The sequence below is a fragment of the Colwellia sp. SU-HH01217 genome (genome assembly GCF_057543495.1).
The window spans coordinates 169,497-190,661 of sequence record NZ_BAAJLX010000005.1 but is presented as its reverse complement, the minus strand read 5'-3'; the positions used below and the strand labels follow the sequence as shown (position 1 = coordinate 190,661).

Annotated in this window: 15 protein-coding genes; 12 read left to right on the top strand and 3 right to left on the bottom strand. The window is 37.0% G+C overall.

From position 1 onward, the window contains the following. Nucleotides 1–46: 46 nt before the first annotated feature. From lpxA to AC27G3_RS08665, 8 genes are all read left to right on the top strand, one after another. Nucleotides 47–817: an acyl-ACP--UDP-N-acetylglucosamine O-acyltransferase gene (lpxA, locus tag AC27G3_RS08700; RefSeq protein WP_487120700.1), complete on the top strand. Its 771-nt coding sequence runs from the start codon at nucleotides 47–49 to the stop codon at nucleotides 815–817. 96 nt (nucleotides 818–913) lie between these two features. Further along, nucleotides 914–2,086: a lipid-A-disaccharide synthase gene (gene lpxB / locus AC27G3_RS08695; RefSeq protein ID WP_487120698.1), complete on the top strand. Its 1,173-nt coding sequence runs from the start codon at nucleotides 914–916 to the stop codon at nucleotides 2,084–2,086. Continuing rightward, nucleotides 2,083–2,793, top strand: coding sequence for a ribonuclease HII (gene rnhB, locus AC27G3_RS08690; RefSeq protein ID WP_487120696.1), 711 nt, complete (start codon nucleotides 2,083–2,085; stop codon nucleotides 2,791–2,793). The genes lpxB and rnhB overlap by 4 nt, the downstream gene beginning before the upstream one ends. 53 nt (nucleotides 2,794–2,846) lie before the next feature. Further along, nucleotides 2,847–6,344 (top strand): DNA polymerase III subunit alpha, encoded by a 3,498-nt coding sequence (gene dnaE, locus AC27G3_RS08685; protein WP_487120878.1) that lies wholly within the window; start codon nucleotides 2,847–2,849, stop codon nucleotides 6,342–6,344. Nucleotides 6,345–6,500: 156 nt separating this feature from the next. Continuing rightward, nucleotides 6,501–7,457, top strand: a complete 957-nt coding sequence (gene accA / locus AC27G3_RS08680) for an acetyl-CoA carboxylase carboxyl transferase subunit alpha (RefSeq protein WP_487120694.1) — start codon at nucleotides 6,501–6,503, stop codon at nucleotides 7,455–7,457. Nucleotides 7,458–7,516: 59 nt separating this feature from the next. Further along, the gene (gene tilS / locus AC27G3_RS08675) at nucleotides 7,517–9,001 is read left to right on the top strand and encodes a tRNA lysidine(34) synthetase TilS (RefSeq protein WP_487120692.1); all 1,485 of its coding nucleotides are present in this window, start codon (nucleotides 7,517–7,519) and stop codon (nucleotides 8,999–9,001) included. Nucleotides 9,002–9,069: 68 nt separating this feature from the next. Beyond that, a complete protein-coding gene (gene sstT, locus AC27G3_RS08670; protein ID WP_487120690.1) occupies nucleotides 9,070–10,290 on the top strand; it encodes a serine/threonine transporter SstT in 1,221 nt (406 codons plus the stop codon). Nucleotides 10,291–10,457: 167 nt separating this feature from the next. Next, complete coding sequence (locus AC27G3_RS08665; RefSeq protein ID WP_487120688.1) at nucleotides 10,458–12,026, top strand: FG-GAP-like repeat-containing protein; 1,569 nt, start codon at nucleotides 10,458–10,460, stop codon at nucleotides 12,024–12,026. A gap of 23 nt (nucleotides 12,027–12,049) precedes the next feature. On the opposite strand, the gene AC27G3_RS08660 is transcribed toward AC27G3_RS08665, so the two are convergent. The 3 genes from AC27G3_RS08660 to AC27G3_RS08650 all read right to left on the bottom strand — a co-directional run bounded on the left by AC27G3_RS08660 (nucleotide 12,050) and on the right by AC27G3_RS08650 (nucleotide 14,862). Then, complete coding sequence (locus AC27G3_RS08660) at nucleotides 12,050–12,487, bottom strand: GNAT family N-acetyltransferase (RefSeq protein WP_487120686.1); 438 nt, start codon at nucleotides 12,485–12,487, stop codon at nucleotides 12,050–12,052. 153 nt (nucleotides 12,488–12,640) lie between these two features. Next, nucleotides 12,641–13,138, bottom strand: a complete 498-nt coding sequence (gene ilvN / locus AC27G3_RS08655) for an acetolactate synthase small subunit (RefSeq protein WP_487120685.1) — start codon at nucleotides 13,136–13,138, stop codon at nucleotides 12,641–12,643. Then, complete coding sequence (locus AC27G3_RS08650; protein ID WP_487120683.1) at nucleotides 13,138–14,862, bottom strand: acetolactate synthase 3 large subunit; 1,725 nt, start codon at nucleotides 14,860–14,862, stop codon at nucleotides 13,138–13,140. The genes ilvN and AC27G3_RS08650 overlap by 1 nt, the downstream gene beginning before the upstream one ends. Nucleotides 14,863–15,357: 495 nt before the next feature. On the opposite strand from AC27G3_RS08650, the gene AC27G3_RS08645 reads away from it, so the two are divergent. The 4 genes from AC27G3_RS08645 (at nucleotide 15,358) to AC27G3_RS08630 (ending at nucleotide 21,162) form a co-directional block, all read left to right on the top strand. Further along, nucleotides 15,358–15,942: a DUF4136 domain-containing protein gene (locus AC27G3_RS08645; protein ID WP_487120681.1), complete on the top strand. Its 585-nt coding sequence runs from the start codon at nucleotides 15,358–15,360 to the stop codon at nucleotides 15,940–15,942. 332 nt (nucleotides 15,943–16,274) lie between these two features. After that, nucleotides 16,275–17,867 carry a DUF1254 domain-containing protein gene (locus AC27G3_RS08640; protein ID WP_487120679.1) on the top strand — a complete coding sequence of 531 codons (1,593 nt, stop codon included), beginning with the start codon at nucleotides 16,275–16,277 and terminating at the stop codon, nucleotides 17,865–17,867. A 176-nt stretch (nucleotides 17,868–18,043) separates the two neighbouring features. Beyond that, nucleotides 18,044–19,447: a DUF1254 domain-containing protein gene (locus AC27G3_RS08635; RefSeq protein WP_487120677.1), complete on the top strand. Its 1,404-nt coding sequence runs from the start codon at nucleotides 18,044–18,046 to the stop codon at nucleotides 19,445–19,447. A gap of 173 nt (nucleotides 19,448–19,620) precedes the next feature. Continuing rightward, the gene (locus AC27G3_RS08630) at nucleotides 19,621–21,162 is read left to right on the top strand and encodes an HD domain-containing phosphohydrolase (RefSeq protein ID WP_487120675.1); all 1,542 of its coding nucleotides are present in this window, start codon (nucleotides 19,621–19,623) and stop codon (nucleotides 21,160–21,162) included. Nucleotides 21,163–21,165 lie beyond the last annotated feature (3 nt).

Here is a 21,165-nt window from a genome sequence, read left to right as displayed (position 1 = left end):
CCCATTATTTAAAAAATATTTTTTGATAAACTATTGAGTTAATACAATGATACATCCTCAAGCTATTATAGAGCCGGGCGCCAAAGTGGGAGAAAATGTCACGATTGGACCTTGGTCTTATATTGGAGCAAACGTTGTCATAGGTGATAACTGTGAAATTAATTCACATGTTGTGATTAAAGGACCGACACGTATTGGTAAGGGAAACCGCTTTTTTCAATTTGCCAGTATTGGCGAAGAATGCCAAGATTTAAAATATGATGGTGAGCCTACAGAACTGATCATTGGTGACAATAATACCTTCCGTGAGAGTTGTACTATTCATCGTGGAACTATTCAAGATAATAGCTTAACTCAAATTGGCAGTAATAATTTGTTTATGGCTTATACGCATGTTGCGCATGATTGTATCGTAGGTAACCATTGTATTATGGCTAATAATGCATCAATTGCTGGTCATGTACAACTTGGAGATCATGTAATAATTGGTGGTATGTCAGGTGTTCACCAATTTTGTCTTGTTGGTGCTCACAGCTTTATTGCCGCTAATGCTTTAGTGTTAAAAGATGTTCCAGCCTTTGTAATGGCTTCAGGGCATCCTGCCAAGCCTTTCGGTTTAAACTCTGAAGGACTTAAGCGTAGAGGTTTTGAAAAAGAAACCATTGCTAATATAAAACGTGCGTATAAACAGGTTTACCGTAAAGGGTTAACCATAGAAGAAGCTTTAGCATCTGTTAAACCATTAGCAGAAGTAACGCCTGAAGTGAATATTTTTACAGATATTGTTAAAAACTCGACACGTGGCATTATACGTTAATTGTGTTGTTTGATGATAAAGTTAGCTATCTAGTTAGCTTTATCTACTTCAATTAAGCTAACCTTTTCTCTAATTCTTAAGACGAATACACCTATAATGACCCATTTAACTAGCCCTGAAGATAAAAATTACCCAGTATTTGCAATTGTTGTTGGCGAACATTCCGGAGACACTTTAGGTGAAGGATTAATTGTCGCGTTAAAAAAACGCTATCCTAATGCTTCGTTTATTGGCATTGGTGGCCCAAAGATGGCTGCTTTGGGTTTTAAAAGTCTATTTGCTATGGATGAGTTATCTGTAATGGGGGTGTTTGAAGTTTTAGGTCGACTAAGACGACTGTTACATATTAGAAAAACACTGAAAAAATATTTTATTGAAAATAAACCTGATGTTTTCATTGGTATAGACGCACCTGACTTTAATATTCCTTTGGAAGGTAAACTTAAAGAACAAGGGGTAACCACAGTACATTACGTTAGCCCATCAGTTTGGGCGTGGCGCGAGAAACGGGTATTTACTATCGAAAAAGCCACCAATATGGTGTTGTCTCTACTGCCTTTTGAAAAAGCCTTTTATGATAAACACCACATCCCTTGTACTTTTGTAGGCCATTCTCTAGCAGATGATATCCCAATGTCCTCTGATAAAAATGCTGCTCGATTGAAGTTAAATTTACCACAAGATGCTAAGGTTTTAGCACTAATGCCTGGTAGCCGCGGCGGTGAATTATCTCGATTAGTGGCGCCTTTTCTCGAATCTGCCACACGATTATTTAAAGATGCTCAGAAAAAAAATCAGTCATTGTGTTTTGTTGTGCCTATGATCAGTGAAAAAAGGGCTGAACAATTTAGGGAATTACATCAAAAATTTGCACCTAGTTTAGCTGTTAAAATTATAGTTAACGATACACAAACGGTAATGGCTGCAAGTGATTGTTTATTAATGGCGTCGGGTACTGTTGCCTTAGAGGCAGCATTAGTGAAGCGTCCTATGGTTGTTTGTTATAAATTTAATCCATTGACCTATCACCTTTTTAAAGGCTTTGTTAAGTTACAATGGTTCTCACTGCCCAATTTATTGTCAAATAAATTATTAGTGCCTGAGTTACTTCAAAGCCAAGTAACTCCAGAGAATATCATCCCATTAGTTGATGAACGTTTGTATCAAGACCAATCAGCGCTTAACGATGAGTTTATTAAAATTCACCAAACACTGAAGCAAAATGCTAGCGAAAAAGCGGCACAGGCTATAGCCGAGCTTGTCTCATGAGTGAAAATAAAGTTGAGAGCCGATCAAAAAAGACAAAAAAAAATGCGAAAAAACCGTTGCCAGCATTTGAATACCCAATTGCTTATTGTATTGCTGGGGTCGATGAAGTCGGCAGAGGTCCACTTGTTGGAGATGTTGTTACGGCAGCGGTTATTTTAGATCCCGATAACCCCATTGAAGGGTTAATGGACTCTAAAAAACTGTCAGAGAAAAAACGGCAATTACTTGCTGAAAAAATTAAGCAAAATGCAATTGCTTACGCCATTGGCAGAGCAACTCCTGAAGAAATTGATACGTTAAATATTCTACATGCCACTATGCTTGCTATGCAACGCGCTGTAGATGGTTTAGCAGTAACTCCTGATTTTGTGCTCGTTGATGGTAATCGTTGTCCGTCATTTGGAGCACAAGGTGATATACCCAGCCAAGCAGTTGTAAAAGGTGATGATAGGGTGAGTGAAATTAGTGCAGCTTCTATTTTAGCAAAAGTGGTGCGCGATGAAGAGATGATAGCGCTTGATGCCCTCCATCCTGAATATGGTTTTGCTAAGCACAAAGGTTATCCAACGAAAGCACATCTTGAAAATATTATTATTCATGGTGTCTTAGACTGTTATCGTCAAAGCTTTAAACCTGTGGCTAAAGTACTTGCTAGTTCTAAAGCGTTTAACGAAAGTATTCAAAATAATAACAGCGAGAAAGAGTAATGTCAGATGTCATGGAACCAAGTGAAGTGATAAATGAACCATTAGAAAGCGATATTGCTGATCCTAAGTTTATCCATTTAAGAGTACATAGTGACTACTCTATGTGCGACGGTTTAAAGAAAGTTAAACCTATTGTCGCTAAAGCAGCTGAGCTTAATATGCCAGCATTAGCGCTAACGGATCAAACCAATTTATGTGGGTTGGTTAAATATTATCATGCTGCACATGGCGCTGGTATTAAACCTATTGTAGGTTGTGATTTTTGGCTGAAAAGTGAAGAGTTTGGTGATGAATTATTTCGTTTAGTCGTTATCGCTACTGATAATGTTGGCTACAAAAATCTCACTGAATTAATTTCTAAAGCTTATATGCGTGGGCATATTCAAGGCAAACCGGTCCTTGATAAGCAATGGTTGGTTGAATACAAAGCAGGATTAATTTTGCTTTCTGGCGGCAGAGAAGGCGATATTGGTAAAGCCTTAATTAAGGGGAACCGTGATCTAGTTGAGCAATCCGTTAATTTTTATCAAACTCACTTTCCTGATTGTTTTTATTTAGAGTTAATTCGTACCGGCAGAGAAAACGAGGAGAACTATTTACACCTCGCCGTTGAACTGGCTAGCAAGACTCAATTGCCTGTTGTTGCTACGAATGAAGTGGTATTTTTAGCTCCTGAGGATTTTGATGCTCATGAAATACGGGTTGCGATACATGATGGTTATACGTTAGATGATAAACGACGGCCTAAGCTCTACAGCAAAGAGCAATATTTGCGCTCTAGCGAAGAAATGTGTGAGCTTTTCTCTGATATTCCTGAGGCTTTAGAGAATACCGTTGAAATAGCCAAACGTTGTAATGTGACAGTGACTTTAGGTGAGTATGTTTTACCAGACTTCCCAACTGAAGGTTTAGAAATTAATGATTATTTCATTAAGGTGTCAGAAGAGGGACTAGAAAAACGGTTAAAACAATTATTTGACACCACAGCCGATGACTTTGCTGAAATTAGAAAGCCTTATGACGAACGTTTAGCTGTTGAGCTTAAAGTTGTTAATAACATGGGATTTCCAGGCTATTTCTTGATTGTTATGGAGTTTATTCAATGGAGTAAGGATAATAATATTCCTGTAGGTCCGGGGCGTGGTTCTGGTGCTGGGTCATTAATTGCTTATGCGTTGGATATTACCGATCTTGATCCTCTTGAATTTGACTTATTATTTGAACGATTCTTAAACCCTGAACGGGTATCTATGCCAGATTTCGATATTGATTTTTGTATGGATAGACGTGATGAAGTTATTGATCATGTTGCTGAGCTTTATGGTCGTGATGCTGTGTCACAAATTATTACTTTTGGGACAATGGCCGCGAAAGCGGTAATTCGAGATGTAGGACGGGTATTAGGTCATCCTTACGGGTTTGTTGATAGAATTTCCAAATTAATTCCGCCAACACCGGGTATGACCTTAGCAAAAGCGTTTGAGGAAGAGCCAAAACTCCCCGAAGTATATGCTCAAGACAGTGAAGTAAAAGATCTTATTGATATGTGTCGGATTCTCGAAGGCACAACTCGTAATGCTGGTAAACATGCCGGTGGTGTTGTAATTTCACCAACGACTATCACCGATTTCGCGCCGCTTTATTGTGATGACGAAGGTCAAAACCCTGTAACCCAATTTGATAAAAATGACGTTGAAGATGCTGGATTAGTTAAATTTGATTTCTTAGGACTAAGAACGCTAACGATATTACAGTGGGCCATTGAAATGGCTGACGAAAAGTTAATTAAAGCTGGTGAAGCACCTATAGATATAACGTCTATTCCACTTGAAGATCCTGCCAGTTATAAAGTTTTATTAAAATCTGAAACAACTGCAGTTTTCCAATTAGAATCTAGTGGCATGAAGTCGCTTATCGCAAAATTAAAACCTGATTGCTTTGAAGATATTATTGCATTAGTGGCGCTGTTTCGACCTGGTCCGCTTCAATCAGGTATGGTTGATAACTTTATCGAACGTAAACATGGCCGTGAAGCGATCAGTTATCCAGACGAAACTTGGCAACATATTGATTTAAAACCCATACTCGAACCCACCTACGGCATTATTTTATACCAAGAGCAAGTTATGCAAATAGCACAGGTACTTGCTGGCTACTCACTTGGTGGTGCCGATATGCTACGTCGTGCTATGGGTAAGAAAAAACCAGAGGAGATGGCAAAACAACGTGCTGGTTTTGAAGAAGGAGCTGTAAATCGCGGAGTAGATGGTGAGTTAGCCATGAAAATCTTCGATTTAGTGGAAAAGTTTGCCGGTTATGGTTTTAACAAATCTCACTCAGCGGCATACGCTTTAGTTTCATATCAAACGTTATGGATGAAAACGCACTTTCCTGCGCCTTTTATGGCAGCGGTTATGTCGGCGGATATGGATAACACGGAAAAAATTGTAACTTTGGTGGACGAATGCTCGAATATGGGGATTGATTTACTTCCACCCGACGTGAATGCTGGCCAATATAAGTTTACTGTTAATGATGATAATCAAATTGTCTACGGTATTGGTGCGGTTAAAGGAGTAGGTGAAGGCCCAATTGAAGCGATAATTGAAGCTCGCAACACCGGCGGTCCTTTCTTAGATTTATTCGATTTTTGCGCACGCTTAGATCTGAAGAAAACCAATAAACGAGTATTAGAAAAACTCATTAAATCAGGTGCTATGGACAACTTAGGTCCTAAAAATGGTAAATCACCTCACCGAGCGGCCTTATTTGAAACATTACCCGATGCCATTCGAGCAGCAGATCAACATGCTAAAGCTCAAGCGTTAGGGCAAGATGATTTATTTGGTTTAATTAATGAAGAGCCTGATGACACGCGCCAAGCTTTTAAGGTTTGTCCTTATTGGCCGGAAGAAGTTTGGTTAGATGGTGAAAAGGAGACCTTAGGTCTATATTTAACGGGTCACCCAATTAATCGCTATTTAACTGAAATAAAGCATTATGGCTCAGGGCGTTTAGTGAGCTTACAGCCTAAAGGCAAAGATAACCTTTCTGTGGCAATTGGTTTAGTGATAGGCGTGCGGGTGCTTGTTAATAAGCGTGGAAGACGCTGGGCTTTAGTGACCCTTGATGATAAAAGTGCTCGTATGGATATTCGATTATTCCCAGACGACTATGATACTTTTGCTGATATTCTGACGACTGATGCAATTTTAGTCTGTAAAGGACAGGTCAGCTTTGATGATTACTCGGGAGGTATTACAATGACCGCCCGAGATATTATGACAATTGCAGACGCTCGAGAGACTTATGTAAAGTCACTCGATATTAGAGTTGATAAATCATTGATAAACGAAGCTTTTATTGATGACTTTACTCAGGTATTATCACCTTTTAAAGATGGAACATGTCCGATACGTGTTTTTTATCAACGAGAAGAAGCACACGGCATGCTTGAATTAGGCGTGCAGTGGCGAGTAACACCGGCAGATTCATTATTAAATGAGTTAAAAGTTTTACTCGGTGATGATAATATTGCGTTACAGTTTTAATAAACTATTGGTTTAAACACTATGTATTTAAACGAGTAGGTCAGCAACGAGTAAGTTGTTAACTAAACAAATAAAGAGCATTGATTGTTAAATGAGCGAGTAGTGAATTTAAATCAGTGGTTAACATCATTTATATAAGAATTAGGTAAATATTAAATGTCATTAAATTTTTTAGATTTTGAGCAACCAATTGCAGAGCTTGATGCAAAAATTGAAGAGTTGGAGTTAGTTAACACAGGTCAAGAGCTTGATTTAGATCTTGAAGAGCAAATAGCTCAACTGCGCGAAAAGAATAAAGAACAAACTAAAAAGATTTTTTCTAATCTAGATCCGTGGCAAACCGCACGTGTCGCTCGTCATCCTCAACGGCCATTTACTTTAGATTTTATTCCGAGAATTTTTACTGAATTTGACGAGTTGGCAGGCGATCGTGCTTATGCTGATGATAAAGCTATTGTTGGTGGTACGGCTCGTTTAGATGGCCAGCCTGTGATGATTATTGGTCATCAAAAAGGTCGTTCAACAACAGAGAAAGTTAAACGTAATTTTGCCATGCCACGCCCTGAAGGTTACCGTAAAGCATTACGCTTAATGGAAATGGCTGAGCGTTTTAATATGCCTATTATAACTTTTATTGATACTCCAGGTGCTTATCCAGGTATTGGTGCTGAAGAGCGTGGTCAAAGTGAAGCTATTGCTCGTAACTTAAAAGTTATGGCTCGATTAACGGTTCCTATTGTTTGTACGGTTATTGGTGAAGGTGGTTCTGGTGGCGCATTAGCTATTGGTGTTGGTGATAGAGTGAATATGCTTCAATATTCAACTTATGCGGTTATCTCTCCAGAAGGTTGTGCATCTATATTGTGGAAAACAGCAGAAAAAGCATCACTTGCAGCCGAGGCAATGGGGATTACAGCACAACGTATTAAAGAGTTAGATTTAATTGATAATATCGTTGAAGAGCCTTTAGGTGGTGCGCATCGTGATATGGACCTGATGGCGGCACAATTAAAACAACGCTTAAAAACTGATTTAAATGATTTATCTGGTTTGTCAAAAGATGAGTTAATTGATAAACGTTACGATCGTTTAATGTCTTTTGGTTATTGCTAAAATAACTAAGCTATCAGTTTATGTTAAGTAAACTGATAGCTTTTTGATACAGTTAACATATGTCTGCAATTCAAGCGCAACTAAGTCGCTTTTTTCAACCTTTCTCAGAACAACCTATTGTTGTTGCATACAGCGGCGGCATAGACTCCCAAGTTTTATTACATGCCTTATCTTTACTTAAAAAACAAAATAAAATAACGAATGAACTCTTTGTTTGCCATGTTAATCATGGGCTAAGTGAGCATGCGTTGTCTTGGCAAAAGTCAGCTGAAAAATTTTGCCAACAACTTGGTTTACCACTGGCTGTTTTTCAAGTGAATGTTAAAGAGGTAGCAGGCGAAAGTTTAGAAGCATTAGCACGTACTGCAAGATATCAAGCACTTAAAAATTATGCGCCTAATAATGCACTGATCGTAACAGGTCATCATTTAGACGATCAAAGTGAAACGTTTTTATTAGCATTAAAACGAGGTGCAGGATTAAAGGGCTTATCTGCAATGTCTGAAAGTATAGAGGTAGAGCAAACAACCCAGTTAGATAACGAGATGGTAATTAATAATAATGGTTTAACTAAAAAACAACATCGTTTAGTTAGACCTTTATTGAGTATTTCTCGACAAGAGATTCATGACTATGCGCTTCATCATCAGTTAACATGGGTGGAAGATGAGTCGAATAAAAACCTTAGGTTTGATCGAAACTTTATTCGCCATCAAATTATGCCTTTATTAGTTAAAAGATGGCCGAGCATTCAAACAACTATTAAGCGCAGTAGTGAACATTGCCAAGAAGGGCAGCTTTTATTGGACGAATTGGCCGCACAAGATTTACAAAGTTGCCAATTAACTCGTCACCAGTTATCAATAAAAGTATTAAGTGAGCTTTCTATTGCAAGGTTTAATAATTTATTGCGTTACTTTATTAAAACCCATCAAGGTTTAATGCCTAGCACAGGACAACTTAAACAAATTCATCAACAAGTATTTGCGGCGAACGATAAAACACCAGCTGTTAAAGTCGCTAATTATTGGTTTAGACGTTATCGTGATGCGCTCTATTTAACGTCTGATTATTTATCGCTTACTGCTTGGCAGGCGCAAATATCACTTAAACAATATCCTTGTGGTGCAATGGACTCTGATTTACAAAAACAAGTTATTGAATTACCTGATGGTTTAGGGCAGTTAACTGTTGATAATTTAGCGCCTATTAGCAATGAACCTTATGTGAACATTGAAGCGAACATTGAAAGGGCAGCTGCTTATCATGTTATTAAAGTACCTTGTCAGGCTGAAAGCTTTACTATTCGGTTTACTCATCAAAACCCTAAATGTTTACCCGAGTTTCGTCAACGCTCCAGAGAGTTAAAGAAAGTTCTACAAGAGCTTAGTATTCCACCTTGGCAGCGCAAGAGAATTCCTTTTATTTATGATGGAAATGCCTTAGTTGGTGCTGTTGGTTATTTTATTTGTAAAGAATATCTGGCAGAAGCTGGAGAAAGTTCAATAGTTATCTCGTTATCTAACTCAGACAATTCCGATTAACACTAGACTTTATAGGCGATAAGGTGGTAAAAATCCTTTATACGTTTTAATAAAAAATAAGAGTTGTGATGACTGCTGCAAACCCTTCTGTGTTTAAAAAACTTCAATCGATAAATATTGTTAACCAAATAATTATAGCCATTTTATTGGGAGGCTTAATCGCGGTGATCGCGCCAGATGTGGCACTGTCATTTTCAATACTCGGTAGTTTGTTTGTCAACGCGCTTAAAGCGGTGGCACCAGTACTGGTGTTTATACTTGTTGCCTCTTCAATAGCTAATCAAAAAGATAATAGCGATGCCAATTTAAAACCAATTGTCGGCCTTTATTTTATCGGCACATTAAGTGCTGCACTGGTAGCTGTTACTTTAAGTTTTCTTTTTCCTGTTCAATTAACACTAGATCTTGCTGGAGCACAAGCAACACCTCCACAAGGCCTGAAAGAGGTATTAACGACTTTAGCATTTAAAATTGTTGATAATCCGATTAATGCGATCGCGACAGGTAACTTTATTGGTATTTTGGCTTGGGGGTTAGGTATAGGTTTTGCTCTTAAAAAGGCGAATAATTCGAGCAAAACCATGGTTCACGACTTAGCTGATGCTGTTTCAAGTATTGTTAAAATTGTTATTCGTTTTGCACCTTTAGGGATCATGGGCTTAGTAGCAAACACTATTGCCACCACAGGTTTTGAATCATTAAGCGAATTTAGTCACTTAGTGTTAATGTTACTTGGAGCAATGTTAATTATTGCTTTGTTTGTTAATCCACTAATTGTTTATTTAATCACTAAAAAAAATCCATACCCGCTGGTTTTAACGTGTTTGAAAGAGTCAGGACTAACGGCATTCTTTACTCGAAGCTCGGCAGCTAATATTCCAGTGAATATGGAGTTGTGTAAAAAGCTAAATTTACACGAAGACACATATTCTGTCTCTATTCCATTAGGCGCAACCATTAATATGGCAGGTGCGGCAATTACGATTACAGTACTGACATTAGCTGCAGCGAATACATTAAATATTGACGTTGATTTTGCTACTGCAATTTTATTAAGTGTTGTTGCTTCTATTTCAGCTTGTGGTGCATCTGGCGTTGCTGGTGGCTCTTTGTTACTTATCCCACTTGCTTGTGGTTTATTTGGTATAAATAGTGATATTGCTATGCAAGTTGTTGCTATTGGTTTTATTATTGGTGTTATTCAAGACTCAGCTGAAACTGCGCTGAATAGTTCAACCGATGTTGTTTTTACTGCTGCAGCCTCTCACCATATCACCAAAAACCTGTAATGAGTTGTTCAAGGTTTATTGTATTTTAAAACAAGATTAGTAAAGGTAAGTTAAAAGTGTTAATTCAATCAAGTGCCTTGTTTATAGACATTTGATTGAATTATTTTTATTAAGCCTGAGCGAGCGTTGTTTTTAAAATGATGACGGAAACATTTAAAGGATTAATTATGGTAAATCGTTTCACTTTTATATTTATAACCTCACTGGTATTTTTTACTTTTACTGTTAACGCTGCTTCCAATAAAGCGTTGTTTACTACTTATGATATTGTAACGCCATTCGTATTAAGCCAACCAATAATTTCGGCTAATCTTATTCACAATGACAATGACAATGAAGAGCTTATTGCGATTGGCGTTGATGAGAATAAACAAACTTGGGTAGCGATTTATGGCATTAATCAGGAATCTAATCGTTACCAACTAATTAAAAAATTATCAATCCCCAAAAAGTACTTTGCTTATGATGTTAGCGAGTTTGATGAAACAGATATTACTAAAGTTCGTAGGTTGTATTTTTTATCAAAAGATGACGTTGCCAGATTATCAATCACTCCCTCAAATGATGATACCGCCTCAAGAAACACTTCTTTTGTGGTTGAGCAAGAAATCACATCAATGTATTTAGTTAATTCAGCCGACTTTATTAACCAAATAGACTTTATTAAAGATATTAATGAAGACGGTATTGATGATATTTATTTATCACATTTTGAGACGCTTAACTTATGGTTATCTCAGTGTTGTGGCCATTATCATCACCAAGCGTTACCTTTGTCTTCCTTTGTTGAGCATAACAACAAAAAAGTGACATTTAACCAAAGAGCTTTGTTTTTTGCAGATTACAACTTAGATCGTAAAAAAGATATCGCATGGATAAAGCAAGGAAGTATAGAGTACTTTGCTCAAAGTCATGATGGCTTGTTTTTAACAACGAGTCAGTCGATTGCCATAAGTGAAAGTATTCATGGGTTAAATTGGTGGGACATCCGAGAAGCTGATGGAGACAGCTTAGATCAAAGTCAGTTATCTCACCGAAATGTAGAAAAGATTAGCGATGTTAATGGCGATGGTATTGCCGATTTAGTGGTGCGTTTTACCCAAAGTTCAGGTGTACTAGATAGAGTAAATGATTATGAGTTCTACTTTGGAAAAACTCAACATAGTCAGGTAAAAAGTAGCCAAGTAGTGAGCTTCTCGGAGCAAGCTGATACCGTTGTTAAGGCAGAAGGCACTTTAACAGGCTTAAACATTGTCGATATTAATAATGATAATAAATTTGAAGTCATGGTGTCATCATTTGAATTAAGTGTAACCAATATTATTGGCGCCTTAATATCTGGCGGTATCGATCAAAACGTATTACTTTTTGCAATTAATGAAGATAGCCAGTTTTCCGCTGAGCCAATAATCAGTAAAGAAGTAGAGTTAAGCTTTAGTTTAACAAAAGGACGCAGTGGTCAACCTATAGTGCAGCTTGCCGATGTTAATGGCGATGGGTTAAAAGACCTCGTACTTTCAGATGATGACGATACTATTAATGTGTATTTAGGACAAGAAGGTAAGCGACAGTTCGCTAAAAAAGCATTAAAACAAGAATTGCGTTTAGCTAAAGATGGCCAATTCATTCAGCATTACGATATTAATCGAGATGGCAAACAAGACTTTATTATGTCGTATACGCGATTAGATGAGCCTAAGTTGATAAACACCTTTACTGTTATTATCGCTAATTAGTAGTAAATTAATGGTTAACTGAGTTAGGTAAATTTAATAAACCGCAATAAAGTTTTATTTTTTTGTACGTATTGTAAATAGCGTTGTTCAATATCTTCATTTATCTGATTAGGAGTTGAGTGTTTAAATCCTAGCTTTTGATAAAAGAGTGTTAATGTTTTATCAGCTATACACACTAATGATTTGTAGTGGCAGTCTATATTGAATATTAATTGTTTAGCTAAGCCTACCCCTTGGTAGTTTTTATCAACTACTAAGGCGTGAAGTAAAGCCTGTAGATGGTTTTCGCGAATAAAAGAGATGATTACGCAAGCAACTATTTGGTTGTGATGTTTAATGAAATAACAATGATCAAAACCAATAAAGCTCGCTGAATAATTTTGCTTCTTATAAAAACGTTTGATCGCTTTTTTATCTGATTTTTCTGCAGTATGTAAACTAAAATGTGTAGGGAGTTTCATATATTAACGTCAAAAGACCAATCCAATAATGCAGTCGCTGATTATTTTAACCAGTAGAAATAATCTCATAGTTAGTGAGATTGGTATAACAACAACTATGAGAGAACAACAACGCTAAGGCGAGCTGTTCTCTCATATAACCAAACTCTTAGCTTAAACTCTCAGCGCCTTTTCACCACGAGCAATGCCAACACAACCTGAACGAACAGATTCAATAATTTCTGTTTCATTGGCAAGTACTTCAATAAAAGCATTGAGCTTGTCAGAATCCCCTGTTAGTTGAATCGTATAAATTTGTTTGCCAATATCTATGATCGAGCCCCTAAATATATCGGTGATACGCTTTACTTCAGTTCGAGATTTATCGCTCATCGCTAAAACTTTAATTAACAATAATTCACGCTCAATGTGCTTTCTATCAGTGATATCTGATATTTTAAGTACATCAATTAGTTTATTAACCTGCTTAACAATTTGCTCTAAAACTTTATCATCACCTTTAGTGGCTATTGTAATACGAGATAAACTGCTGTCTTCGGTAGGAGCAACAGTTAAACTTTCAATGTTATAAGCACGCTGAGAAAACAAGCCGACAATACGTGATAGTGATCCGGGTTCATTTTCCAATAAAATAGCTAAAATACGACGCATTATGCTTTTACTCCTTTTTTAATCCACATATCATCTACAGCACCTGTTTTAATTTGCATTGGGTAAACATGCTCTAATTCATCCACAGCGACATCAACAAACACTAAACGATTTTTAATTGCGAATGCTTGAGCCATTTTTTCGTCTAACTCGTCTAAATGATCGATTTGAATACCAACATGACCATAAGCTTCGGCAACTTTAACGAAGTCAGGGATAGACTCCATATAAGATGACGAGTGACGGCCACCATAAACCATATCTTGCCACTGACGCACCATACCTAAAGAACGGTTATTTAAAGTAACAATAACCACAGGTAAATTGTATTGTAGGCAAGTAGATAACTCTTGAATGTTCATTTGAATTGAGCCGTCACCGGTAATACAAATAACATGACTGTCGGGGAAAGCTAATTTAACGCCCATAGCTGCAGGTAAGCCAAAGCCCATAGTACCCAAGCCACCAGAGTTTATCCATTGACGAGGTTTAGCGAACGGGTAGTACTGTGCTGCAAACATTTGATGTTGACCTACATCAGAGCAAACATAAGCTTCACCTTTAGTGATTTTATACATAGACTCAATAACGCGTTGAGGCTTAATTTTTTCTCCCTCTTGAACATAGCTTACGCTGTTGACACTTCGCCACTCTTCTATTTGTTGCCACCATGTGTCTAAATCTTCTTGATTAGGAGTAAAGTTGCTATTAGCTAACTCATCTAGTAATTGTTGCATAACATTATCAATCAAGCCGACGATAGGAATGTGAGAATTGATTGTTTTCGAAATTGATGTTGGATCGATATCAACATGAATAATAGTAGCGTTTGGACAGAATTTTTTTACATTATTGGTAACACGATCATCAAAGCGAGCACCAAGAGCTAAAATTACATCTGCATTTGCCATAGCTTTGTTTGCTTCTAAACTACCATGCATACCTAACATGCCAATAAAGTTATCGTGCGTACCAGAAATACCACCTAAGCCCATTAATGTGTTAGTAACAGGAGCTTTTAAGGTCTCTACTAAGCGAGTTAACAATTCTGATGCATTGGCGATAACAACACCACCGCCAGAATAAACCACTAATTTTTTAGCATTACTGATAGCTTGTACTGCTTTTTTAATTTGTTTAGGGTGCCCTGTTGTTGTTGGATTATAAGAGCGCATTTTTATATCAGTATCAATATGAAAAGCGCCAGTATTTTCAGGAATTAGAATATCTTTTGGCAACTCTACTACTACAGGTCCAGGTCTACCAGTATTTGCAATATAGAAAGCTTTAGCGATTATGTTTGGGATATCTTCAACATTACGACAGTTAAAGCTGTGTTTAACAATTGGGCGTGAACACCCTACAATATCGGTTTCTTGAAAAGCATCATCACCAATTAAGGTGCTGGCTACTTGTCCTGCTAGAACTACCATAGGAATTGAATCCATATAGGCGGTAGCGATTCCTGTTACACAATTAGTCGCTCCAGGTCCTGACGTTGCTAACACAACACCCACTTCACCGGTAGAGCGCGTATAGCCGTCGGCCATGTGAGTTGCGGCTTGTTCATGACGCACTAAAACGTGTTCTATTTCATCCTGTTGAAATATCGCATCATATATATCTAATACAGAACCCCCGGGGTAACCAAATATATATTTTACCTTAAGTGCTGATAGTGCTTTTACCACCATTTGAGCACCGGTAAATAATTGAGTTGTCATATTATTTCCTTTTTGTTAAACGATAATTGCTAAATTGTAATAATAAAAAACCCCCGGTCTGTTCAGAGCGAGGGTTTATCAAATTGGTTATTTATTTACTTTTTTTAAACACAAGATGAACCTCGCAATGATTGGAAAATCACTACGACAGAGACGAGGACGTTGAGTTGCATTACTTGGTTCATAAGATAAATATACAGTGTTTAATAATAAAAAAATTTAATGGTGTATTTTTAATGGGTTTTCTTTTAACTGTCAATAAAAAGTTACTATATTGCAGGTTTTAATAATAACTTTTAAATATAGAGAATATAAATAAAGCATAAATAGTGGTAATACCTATAATTTAGAGAAGTTACCAATTTTATTATACGGGAAGCTCAGCAAAGCTATTGTTTTTGTTGTAACTTGAGCAACAATTAGTAACAATGACAAAACGCAATAAATGTATAATTGGTCCATTAAATCAAATGAACCTTTAAAAAGGATGACATTATGTTAAATGTAAAATCGAAAATGAAAATATTAATTATTGCAGCAATCGCTGTAATTGGTGTTGGTTGTGCTAATCAACATAATGCCGTAGTTAAATTTGATAAAAATGCTGAAGTAAATACCAGCCAATACAAAACATTTGCTTGGCTAAAAGAAAGTAAAATTCTTGCGGTAAGCGAAGATATTAATCCGGTAATGAAACTTCGTATTGACGATGCTGTTGAAAATGCATTCATTGCTAAAGGTTATAAATTAATTGCTTCAGCAGAAGATGCTGATTTTGCTATTTCTTACACAGTAGGTAATCGCGACAAAATTAAAGTAAGCTCATATCCTGCCACTTATAATTCCGGGTTTATGTGGGGACGTGGTTACTATGGTGGTATGTACGGTGGTATGAATATGGGTACTGAAACTCGTGTTCAAAACTATACAGAAGGAAACTTAGCTGTTGATGTGTATGATGTAGCATCACATCAGCCAGCATGGCACGGTTGGGCAGTAAAACGTATTACTTCTGACGATAAAGAAGCGCCAGAAGCGTTAATTAAGTCTCTTGCAGAGCAAGTAGTTTCAAACTTTTAATTTAAGGTTTCTACTTCTCGATAACTTGTTCTAAACGCGGCTTCCTTGCCGCGTTTTTTAATTCTGCGATAAAATTTTTAACTACTCTAACAGGTAATCATGATTATTTAGTCGTTCAATATGATTGGATTCAATATAATTAAGCCTAGAAATTATTACTCTATTTAGTTCTATAAAAAAGCGAAAAATTAAAAAGTTAGAAATACTTTGAGTTTGATCAAATGTATATATATTAATCATATTAAGTTTGCTGTTAATGCTGTAGATTTAAGGTTCGTATTTTACCGGAGCAATTAAATTGCTGAAATTCAGATAAACAAAAAGGAAATAAAATGAAATTTAAAATATGGAATAAGGTAAATGTGTCATTAATACTTGCTTTTACAGCCCTAAATTCAGGTTGCCAACTAACAGCAGAAACATCTAAAGATATCGAAGAAGAACCCGCCATTGGTACTTACACGCAGACTACAAATATTCCTGAAGGAATTTTAACACCAAGTAAAGTGGATACATCTATTGGCGAATTGAACTTTTTTGATGGCACGCCAACAGCCGAAACAGTGCAGTTAGTTTACGACAACCTTGACCGCTCTCGCGGTGTGGAGGCTTTCTTAAAAGGAATACCAGGAGCTTCCGTTAGAGGATTAATGGAAGGCCCTAAAGAAGTTGGTGCTAATGTAAAATTCAATGATATTTTAATTATGGATAACCTATTGGACTCCAAGGGGATATTTTTGACAGGGAACACTTCCACGCTATATGTTATTCCAACTTTGGATCTAAAAGCTAATGGCCCAATGGTTGTTGAAGCACCGCCGGGTTTATTGGGTGGTTTTAATAGCGCATGGTTTGAATATATTGGTGATATTGGTGTATTTGGTCCAGATAAAGGTAAAGGCGGAAAGTTTCTAGTATTGCCTCCAGGTTATGAAGGTGAAGTGCCTTCAGGTTATTACGTCGTAAAATCACCTAGTTATAAAGTTTGGAACTTTATGCGCCTATCAATTGCTGATGGTTTAGAAAAAGCAGTAAACTTAGCAAAAGAAAAGGTAAAGGTTTATCCATTGTCTATGGCGCACAATATTCCCGAAATGAATTTTGTCAGTACCTCTGGTAAAGCATTTAACACCGTTCATCATAACGACTTTTCTTTCTATGAAGAGATAAATGAAATTATTCAGGAAGAGCCTTTGGAATTGTTAAACCCTGAAACAAGAGGGTTATTTGCCTCGATTGGTATTGAAAAAGGTAAACCGTTTGCCCCAGACGCTAGAATGAAAAAAATTCTAACCGATGCAGTCGCTATTGGTAATGCTACCGCTCGTTCTATTGTGTGGTATCCACGAGTAGGTGGCAGCGTTGATAATATGAAAGAAATTCAAATTTACCCTGACACCAATAGCTCTTGGGTGATGGCTTTCTTAGATAAAAACGTGTTCTTTAATGGTAAGGATGGACACACCACCAATTCGGATGCCAGAGTTTTCTTCCATTATTCCTATACCGTAGTAACTCCAGCAATGGCGGTTTCTTTCCCAGGTAAAGGTTCAGATTATGCGATGTCATTTGTCGATTCGAACAAAAAGGCGATGGACGGCTCTAAAACTTATAAAGTGACTTTACCACCCAATGTACCAGTGAATAATTTCTGGGCATTTACTCTTTACGATACCCAAACAAGATCTATGCTACAAACTGATCAACCAAAACCAAGTGTTGGTAGTCAAACAGAGGGGTTTAAAGCAAATAAAGATGGTTCTATGACTGTTTACTTTGCACCTAAAGCGCCTGAAGGTTATGAAGGGAACTGGTTACAAACTATCCCTGGTAAAAGTTGGTTTCCCATCTTAAGAATGTATGGACCATTAGAACCATGGTTAAATAAATCTTGGAGACCTAGTGAAGTGATAGAAGTAAAATAAGTTTTCGTTGTTCAAACACCGCTATGTATTAGGTTAGGGGGTGTTTGTCAGCTGAATCAATGTGAAATGCAAAATGATGCTGTTTGTCTGAAATCAGAAGTTACGTTTTTAGGGAACAATAATTTGCTACCGTTAATGTCTAGTGAGATAACAACTATAGTAAAAGGATATTATTGATGAAAATTACAAAATTAAAATCCCTAGGAAGAGCAGCATTTACTGCTTTAACTTTGGGAGCCATTACATTTACGGTAAACGCAACGGTTACACCAGAACAAGCACGTGTTATAGCTAAGGAAGCTTATACTTACGGCTACCCATTAGTAGATAATTATCGCGTAATGTATTCTTACTACATAGACAAAACTGATTCAGATTACAAAGCAACCTGGAATCAAGTGACGAATATTCACAACGTTTACACACCGAAAGATATTGCTGTGCAAACACCTAATTCAGACACTCCTTATTCATGGGCAGGCCTAGATTTGCGTGCTGAACCCATAATACTTTCTGTACCTAGAGTTGAAGCAAAGCGTTGGTATTCTATTATGTTCACCGACACTTACACTTTTAACTTTGATTACGCTGGAACTAGAACTACGGGTAATGAGGCTGCTAACTTTATGGTTGTAGGTCCCGACTGGAAGGGTGATACTCCAAAAGGCATCAAGAAAGTCGTGCGTTCTGAGACCGATTTTATTTCAGCTATTTATCGTACTCAGTTATTAAATCCAGCTGATATTGATAACGTTATAAAAGTTCAGGATGGCTATAAGGTGCAAACTTTATCAAGTTACCTTGGAATGGATGCTCCAGCTGCCGCCCCAGCGGTAAGTTGGATCAAGCCACTCACAAAGGAGGCTCAAAAGACATCTCTTGAGTTTTTCAATATTGTTAACTTTGTGTTGAATTACAGTTCAACAGCTCCATCAGAGGCGGAGCTTATGAAACGTTTTGCTAAGATAGGCGTTGGTCGTGGTTTAACCTTAAACGTCGCTAAACTTTCACCTAAAATTAAAAAGGCAATTGAGCTAGGCCGAAGTGATGCTTTGGCAGATTTTGCAGCAGGAACTAAAGATCTTGGTGAAGGTAAGATAACTGCGGGTGATCTGTTTGGGACTCGCAAATACATGAACAACAACTACTTAAATCGTTGGTTAGGAACCATCGGTATTTATGGTAATTCTAAACAAGCTGCTATGTATCCTGTTTATACTTTCGATAGTGATGGTAATAGTCTATCTGGTGCAAGCAAGTACACATTAACCTTTGCAAAAGGAGAGTTACCTCCAGTTCATGCTTTTTGGTCTTTAACTATGTATGGTTTGCCGAAAAGCTTGTTGGTAGAAAATCCACTCAACCGTTATTTGATCAATTCACCTATGTTGCCAAACATGAAAAAATCAAGTGATGGCTCATTAACACTTTATATTCAGCATGAGTCTCCTGGTAAAGCATTAGAGTCTAATTGGTTGCCAGCAGCTAAGGGAGCATTTGCAATGTATATGCGTCTTTACTGGCCTAAAGAGTCTGCGATTGATGGTTCTTGGAAAGCTCCTCTTCTTCAAAAAAATTAATATTTTGTAATTATGCAGTTTGACCTATTTTATTAGGTCAAACTGCACTCTTTTATTCAATAACTTCATGAAGCTAATTTAAATTAACATGAATTATTTTACTGATTTTATTAGCAAAGTACTTATCTTGCATTACACTTAAAATACAACAACTTTAATGAAATTTGTATTGAATGAATAAATTTATTTTTAAGGATGAAGAGCAACCATCAGTAACGGCTAAACAGCATAATAAAGAAAAGTTTTGGCGAGTTCTTGTGGTTGATGACGATGAATCTGTTCACCAAGTATCACGATTAGTATTAGCTGATGCTGAAATAGAAAACCGTAAACTTGATATCGTATCAGTTTATTCCTCATGTGAAGCCAAAGAGTTACTTTTAAAAGACCAAACATTTTGTATGGCTTTTGTTGATGTTGTCATGGAGACTGATCATGCTGGTTTAGAGCTTGTTGAGTGGATAAGAAATGATTTAAAAAATCAAGATATTCGACTGGTATTAAGAACAGGGCAGGCAGGCTCGGCACCTGAAGCTAAGGTTATTAAAAATTTTGATATAAACGATTATAAAGAAAAAACAGACTTTACCTCTGGAAAAATGATCACAACGGTTTATGCGGCAATTCGAGCTTACCGAGACATTATGACCATCAAACGTAGTTTAGATGCGTTCAAGCAACTGATTAAAGCAACCCATGACCTTCTTAAAATTCATCAGTTTAGACAGTTTGGCTCGGCAGCTTTGAACCACCTATTAACTTTGATGGATGTTGAAAGTTCGGCATTATATATTGCTCGAACAAAAGTAGATTTTGACGAGCAAAGTTCGAATTTTATAATTGCTTGTACTGGTAAATATGTTTGCCAAACAGATGATTTTGAAACATCAAGTATTGATAGCGACGTTAAAGTGTTAATTCAACAAGCGTTTGAGAAGAAAACACATATCACAAGTGATGACTACTTTGTTGGTTATTATCAAACATCAGAAAATGCCTCATCTGTGCTCTATATTGAATTTGAAGATGATGGAGAGCACTTTAAGTCAAATTTAGCGGAGTTGTTTGCCACAAATGTTGCTTTAATTTTAGAAAGCTTGGCTCACCAACAAGAAGTTGAACGTACCCAAAAAGAGCTTTTGTATATCGTTGGTGAAGCGATAGAAGCCAGAAGTGAAAATACAAGTGCCCATGTTAGGCGTGTTGCCTTAATTTGCGAGCTCCTTGCACAAAAACTTGAACTGAGTGATAGTTTTGTAGAGGCTATTCGTTTAGCTGCGCCATTGCACGATTTAGGTAAGTTAGGCATCCCTGAAAAAATCATTAAAAAAGAAGGAAAGCTAACGGATGAAGAGTGGGAGATAATGAAAAGCCATACCACTATTGGCAGTGAGTTATTGAAAAAGTCATCTGTTGGTGTCTCAAAATTAGCAGCTAAATTAGCTTTGTACCACCATGAAAATTGGGATGGTACGGGTTACCCTAAAGGGTTATCTGGAGATGATATTCCAATTGAAGCTCGTATTATGGCAGTTGCAGATGTTTTTGATTCTTTAGGATCTAGTCGTAGTTATAAAGAGGCGTGGCGGGCAGAAGATATTACAAACTACTTAGTTGCTGAGAAAGGCAAAAAATTTGAACCTAAGTTAATTGATTTATTGATAGAGAATATTGATCAGTTCCATGCGTTTAGACAACAATTTCCAGATCAATAACTA

Excerpts from the sequence above, each read along its gene's own strand:
- lpxA (WP_487120700.1), top strand. The coding sequence starts at position 47 with ATGATACATCCTCAAGCTATTATAGAGCCGGGCGCCAAAGTGGGAGAA.
- lpxB (WP_487120698.1), top strand. The coding sequence starts at position 914 with ATGACCCATTTAACTAGCCCTGAAGATAAAAATTACCCAGTATTTGCA.
- rnhB (WP_487120696.1), top strand. The coding sequence starts at position 2,083 with ATGAGTGAAAATAAAGTTGAGAGCCGATCAAAAAAGACAAAAAAAAAT.
- accA (WP_487120694.1), top strand. The coding sequence starts at position 6,501 with ATGTCATTAAATTTTTTAGATTTTGAGCAACCAATTGCAGAGCTTGAT.
- tilS (WP_487120692.1), top strand. The coding sequence starts at position 7,517 with ATGTCTGCAATTCAAGCGCAACTAAGTCGCTTTTTTCAACCTTTCTCA.
- sstT (WP_487120690.1), top strand. The coding sequence starts at position 9,070 with ATGACTGCTGCAAACCCTTCTGTGTTTAAAAAACTTCAATCGATAAAT.
- AC27G3_RS08665 (WP_487120688.1), top strand. The coding sequence starts at position 10,458 with ATGGTAAATCGTTTCACTTTTATATTTATAACCTCACTGGTATTTTTT.
- AC27G3_RS08660 (WP_487120686.1), bottom strand. The coding sequence starts at position 12,487 with ATGAAACTCCCTACACATTTTAGTTTACATACTGCAGAAAAATCAGAT.
- ilvN (WP_487120685.1), bottom strand. The coding sequence starts at position 13,138 with ATGCGTCGTATTTTAGCTATTTTATTGGAAAATGAACCCGGATCACTA.
- AC27G3_RS08650 (WP_487120683.1), bottom strand. The coding sequence starts at position 14,862 with ATGACAACTCAATTATTTACCGGTGCTCAAATGGTGGTAAAAGCACTA.
- AC27G3_RS08645 (WP_487120681.1), top strand. The coding sequence starts at position 15,358 with ATGTTAAATGTAAAATCGAAAATGAAAATATTAATTATTGCAGCAATC.
- AC27G3_RS08640 (WP_487120679.1), top strand. The coding sequence starts at position 16,275 with ATGAAATTTAAAATATGGAATAAGGTAAATGTGTCATTAATACTTGCT.
- AC27G3_RS08635 (WP_487120677.1), top strand. The coding sequence starts at position 18,044 with ATGAAAATTACAAAATTAAAATCCCTAGGAAGAGCAGCATTTACTGCT.
- AC27G3_RS08630 (WP_487120675.1), top strand. The coding sequence starts at position 19,621 with ATGAATAAATTTATTTTTAAGGATGAAGAGCAACCATCAGTAACGGCT.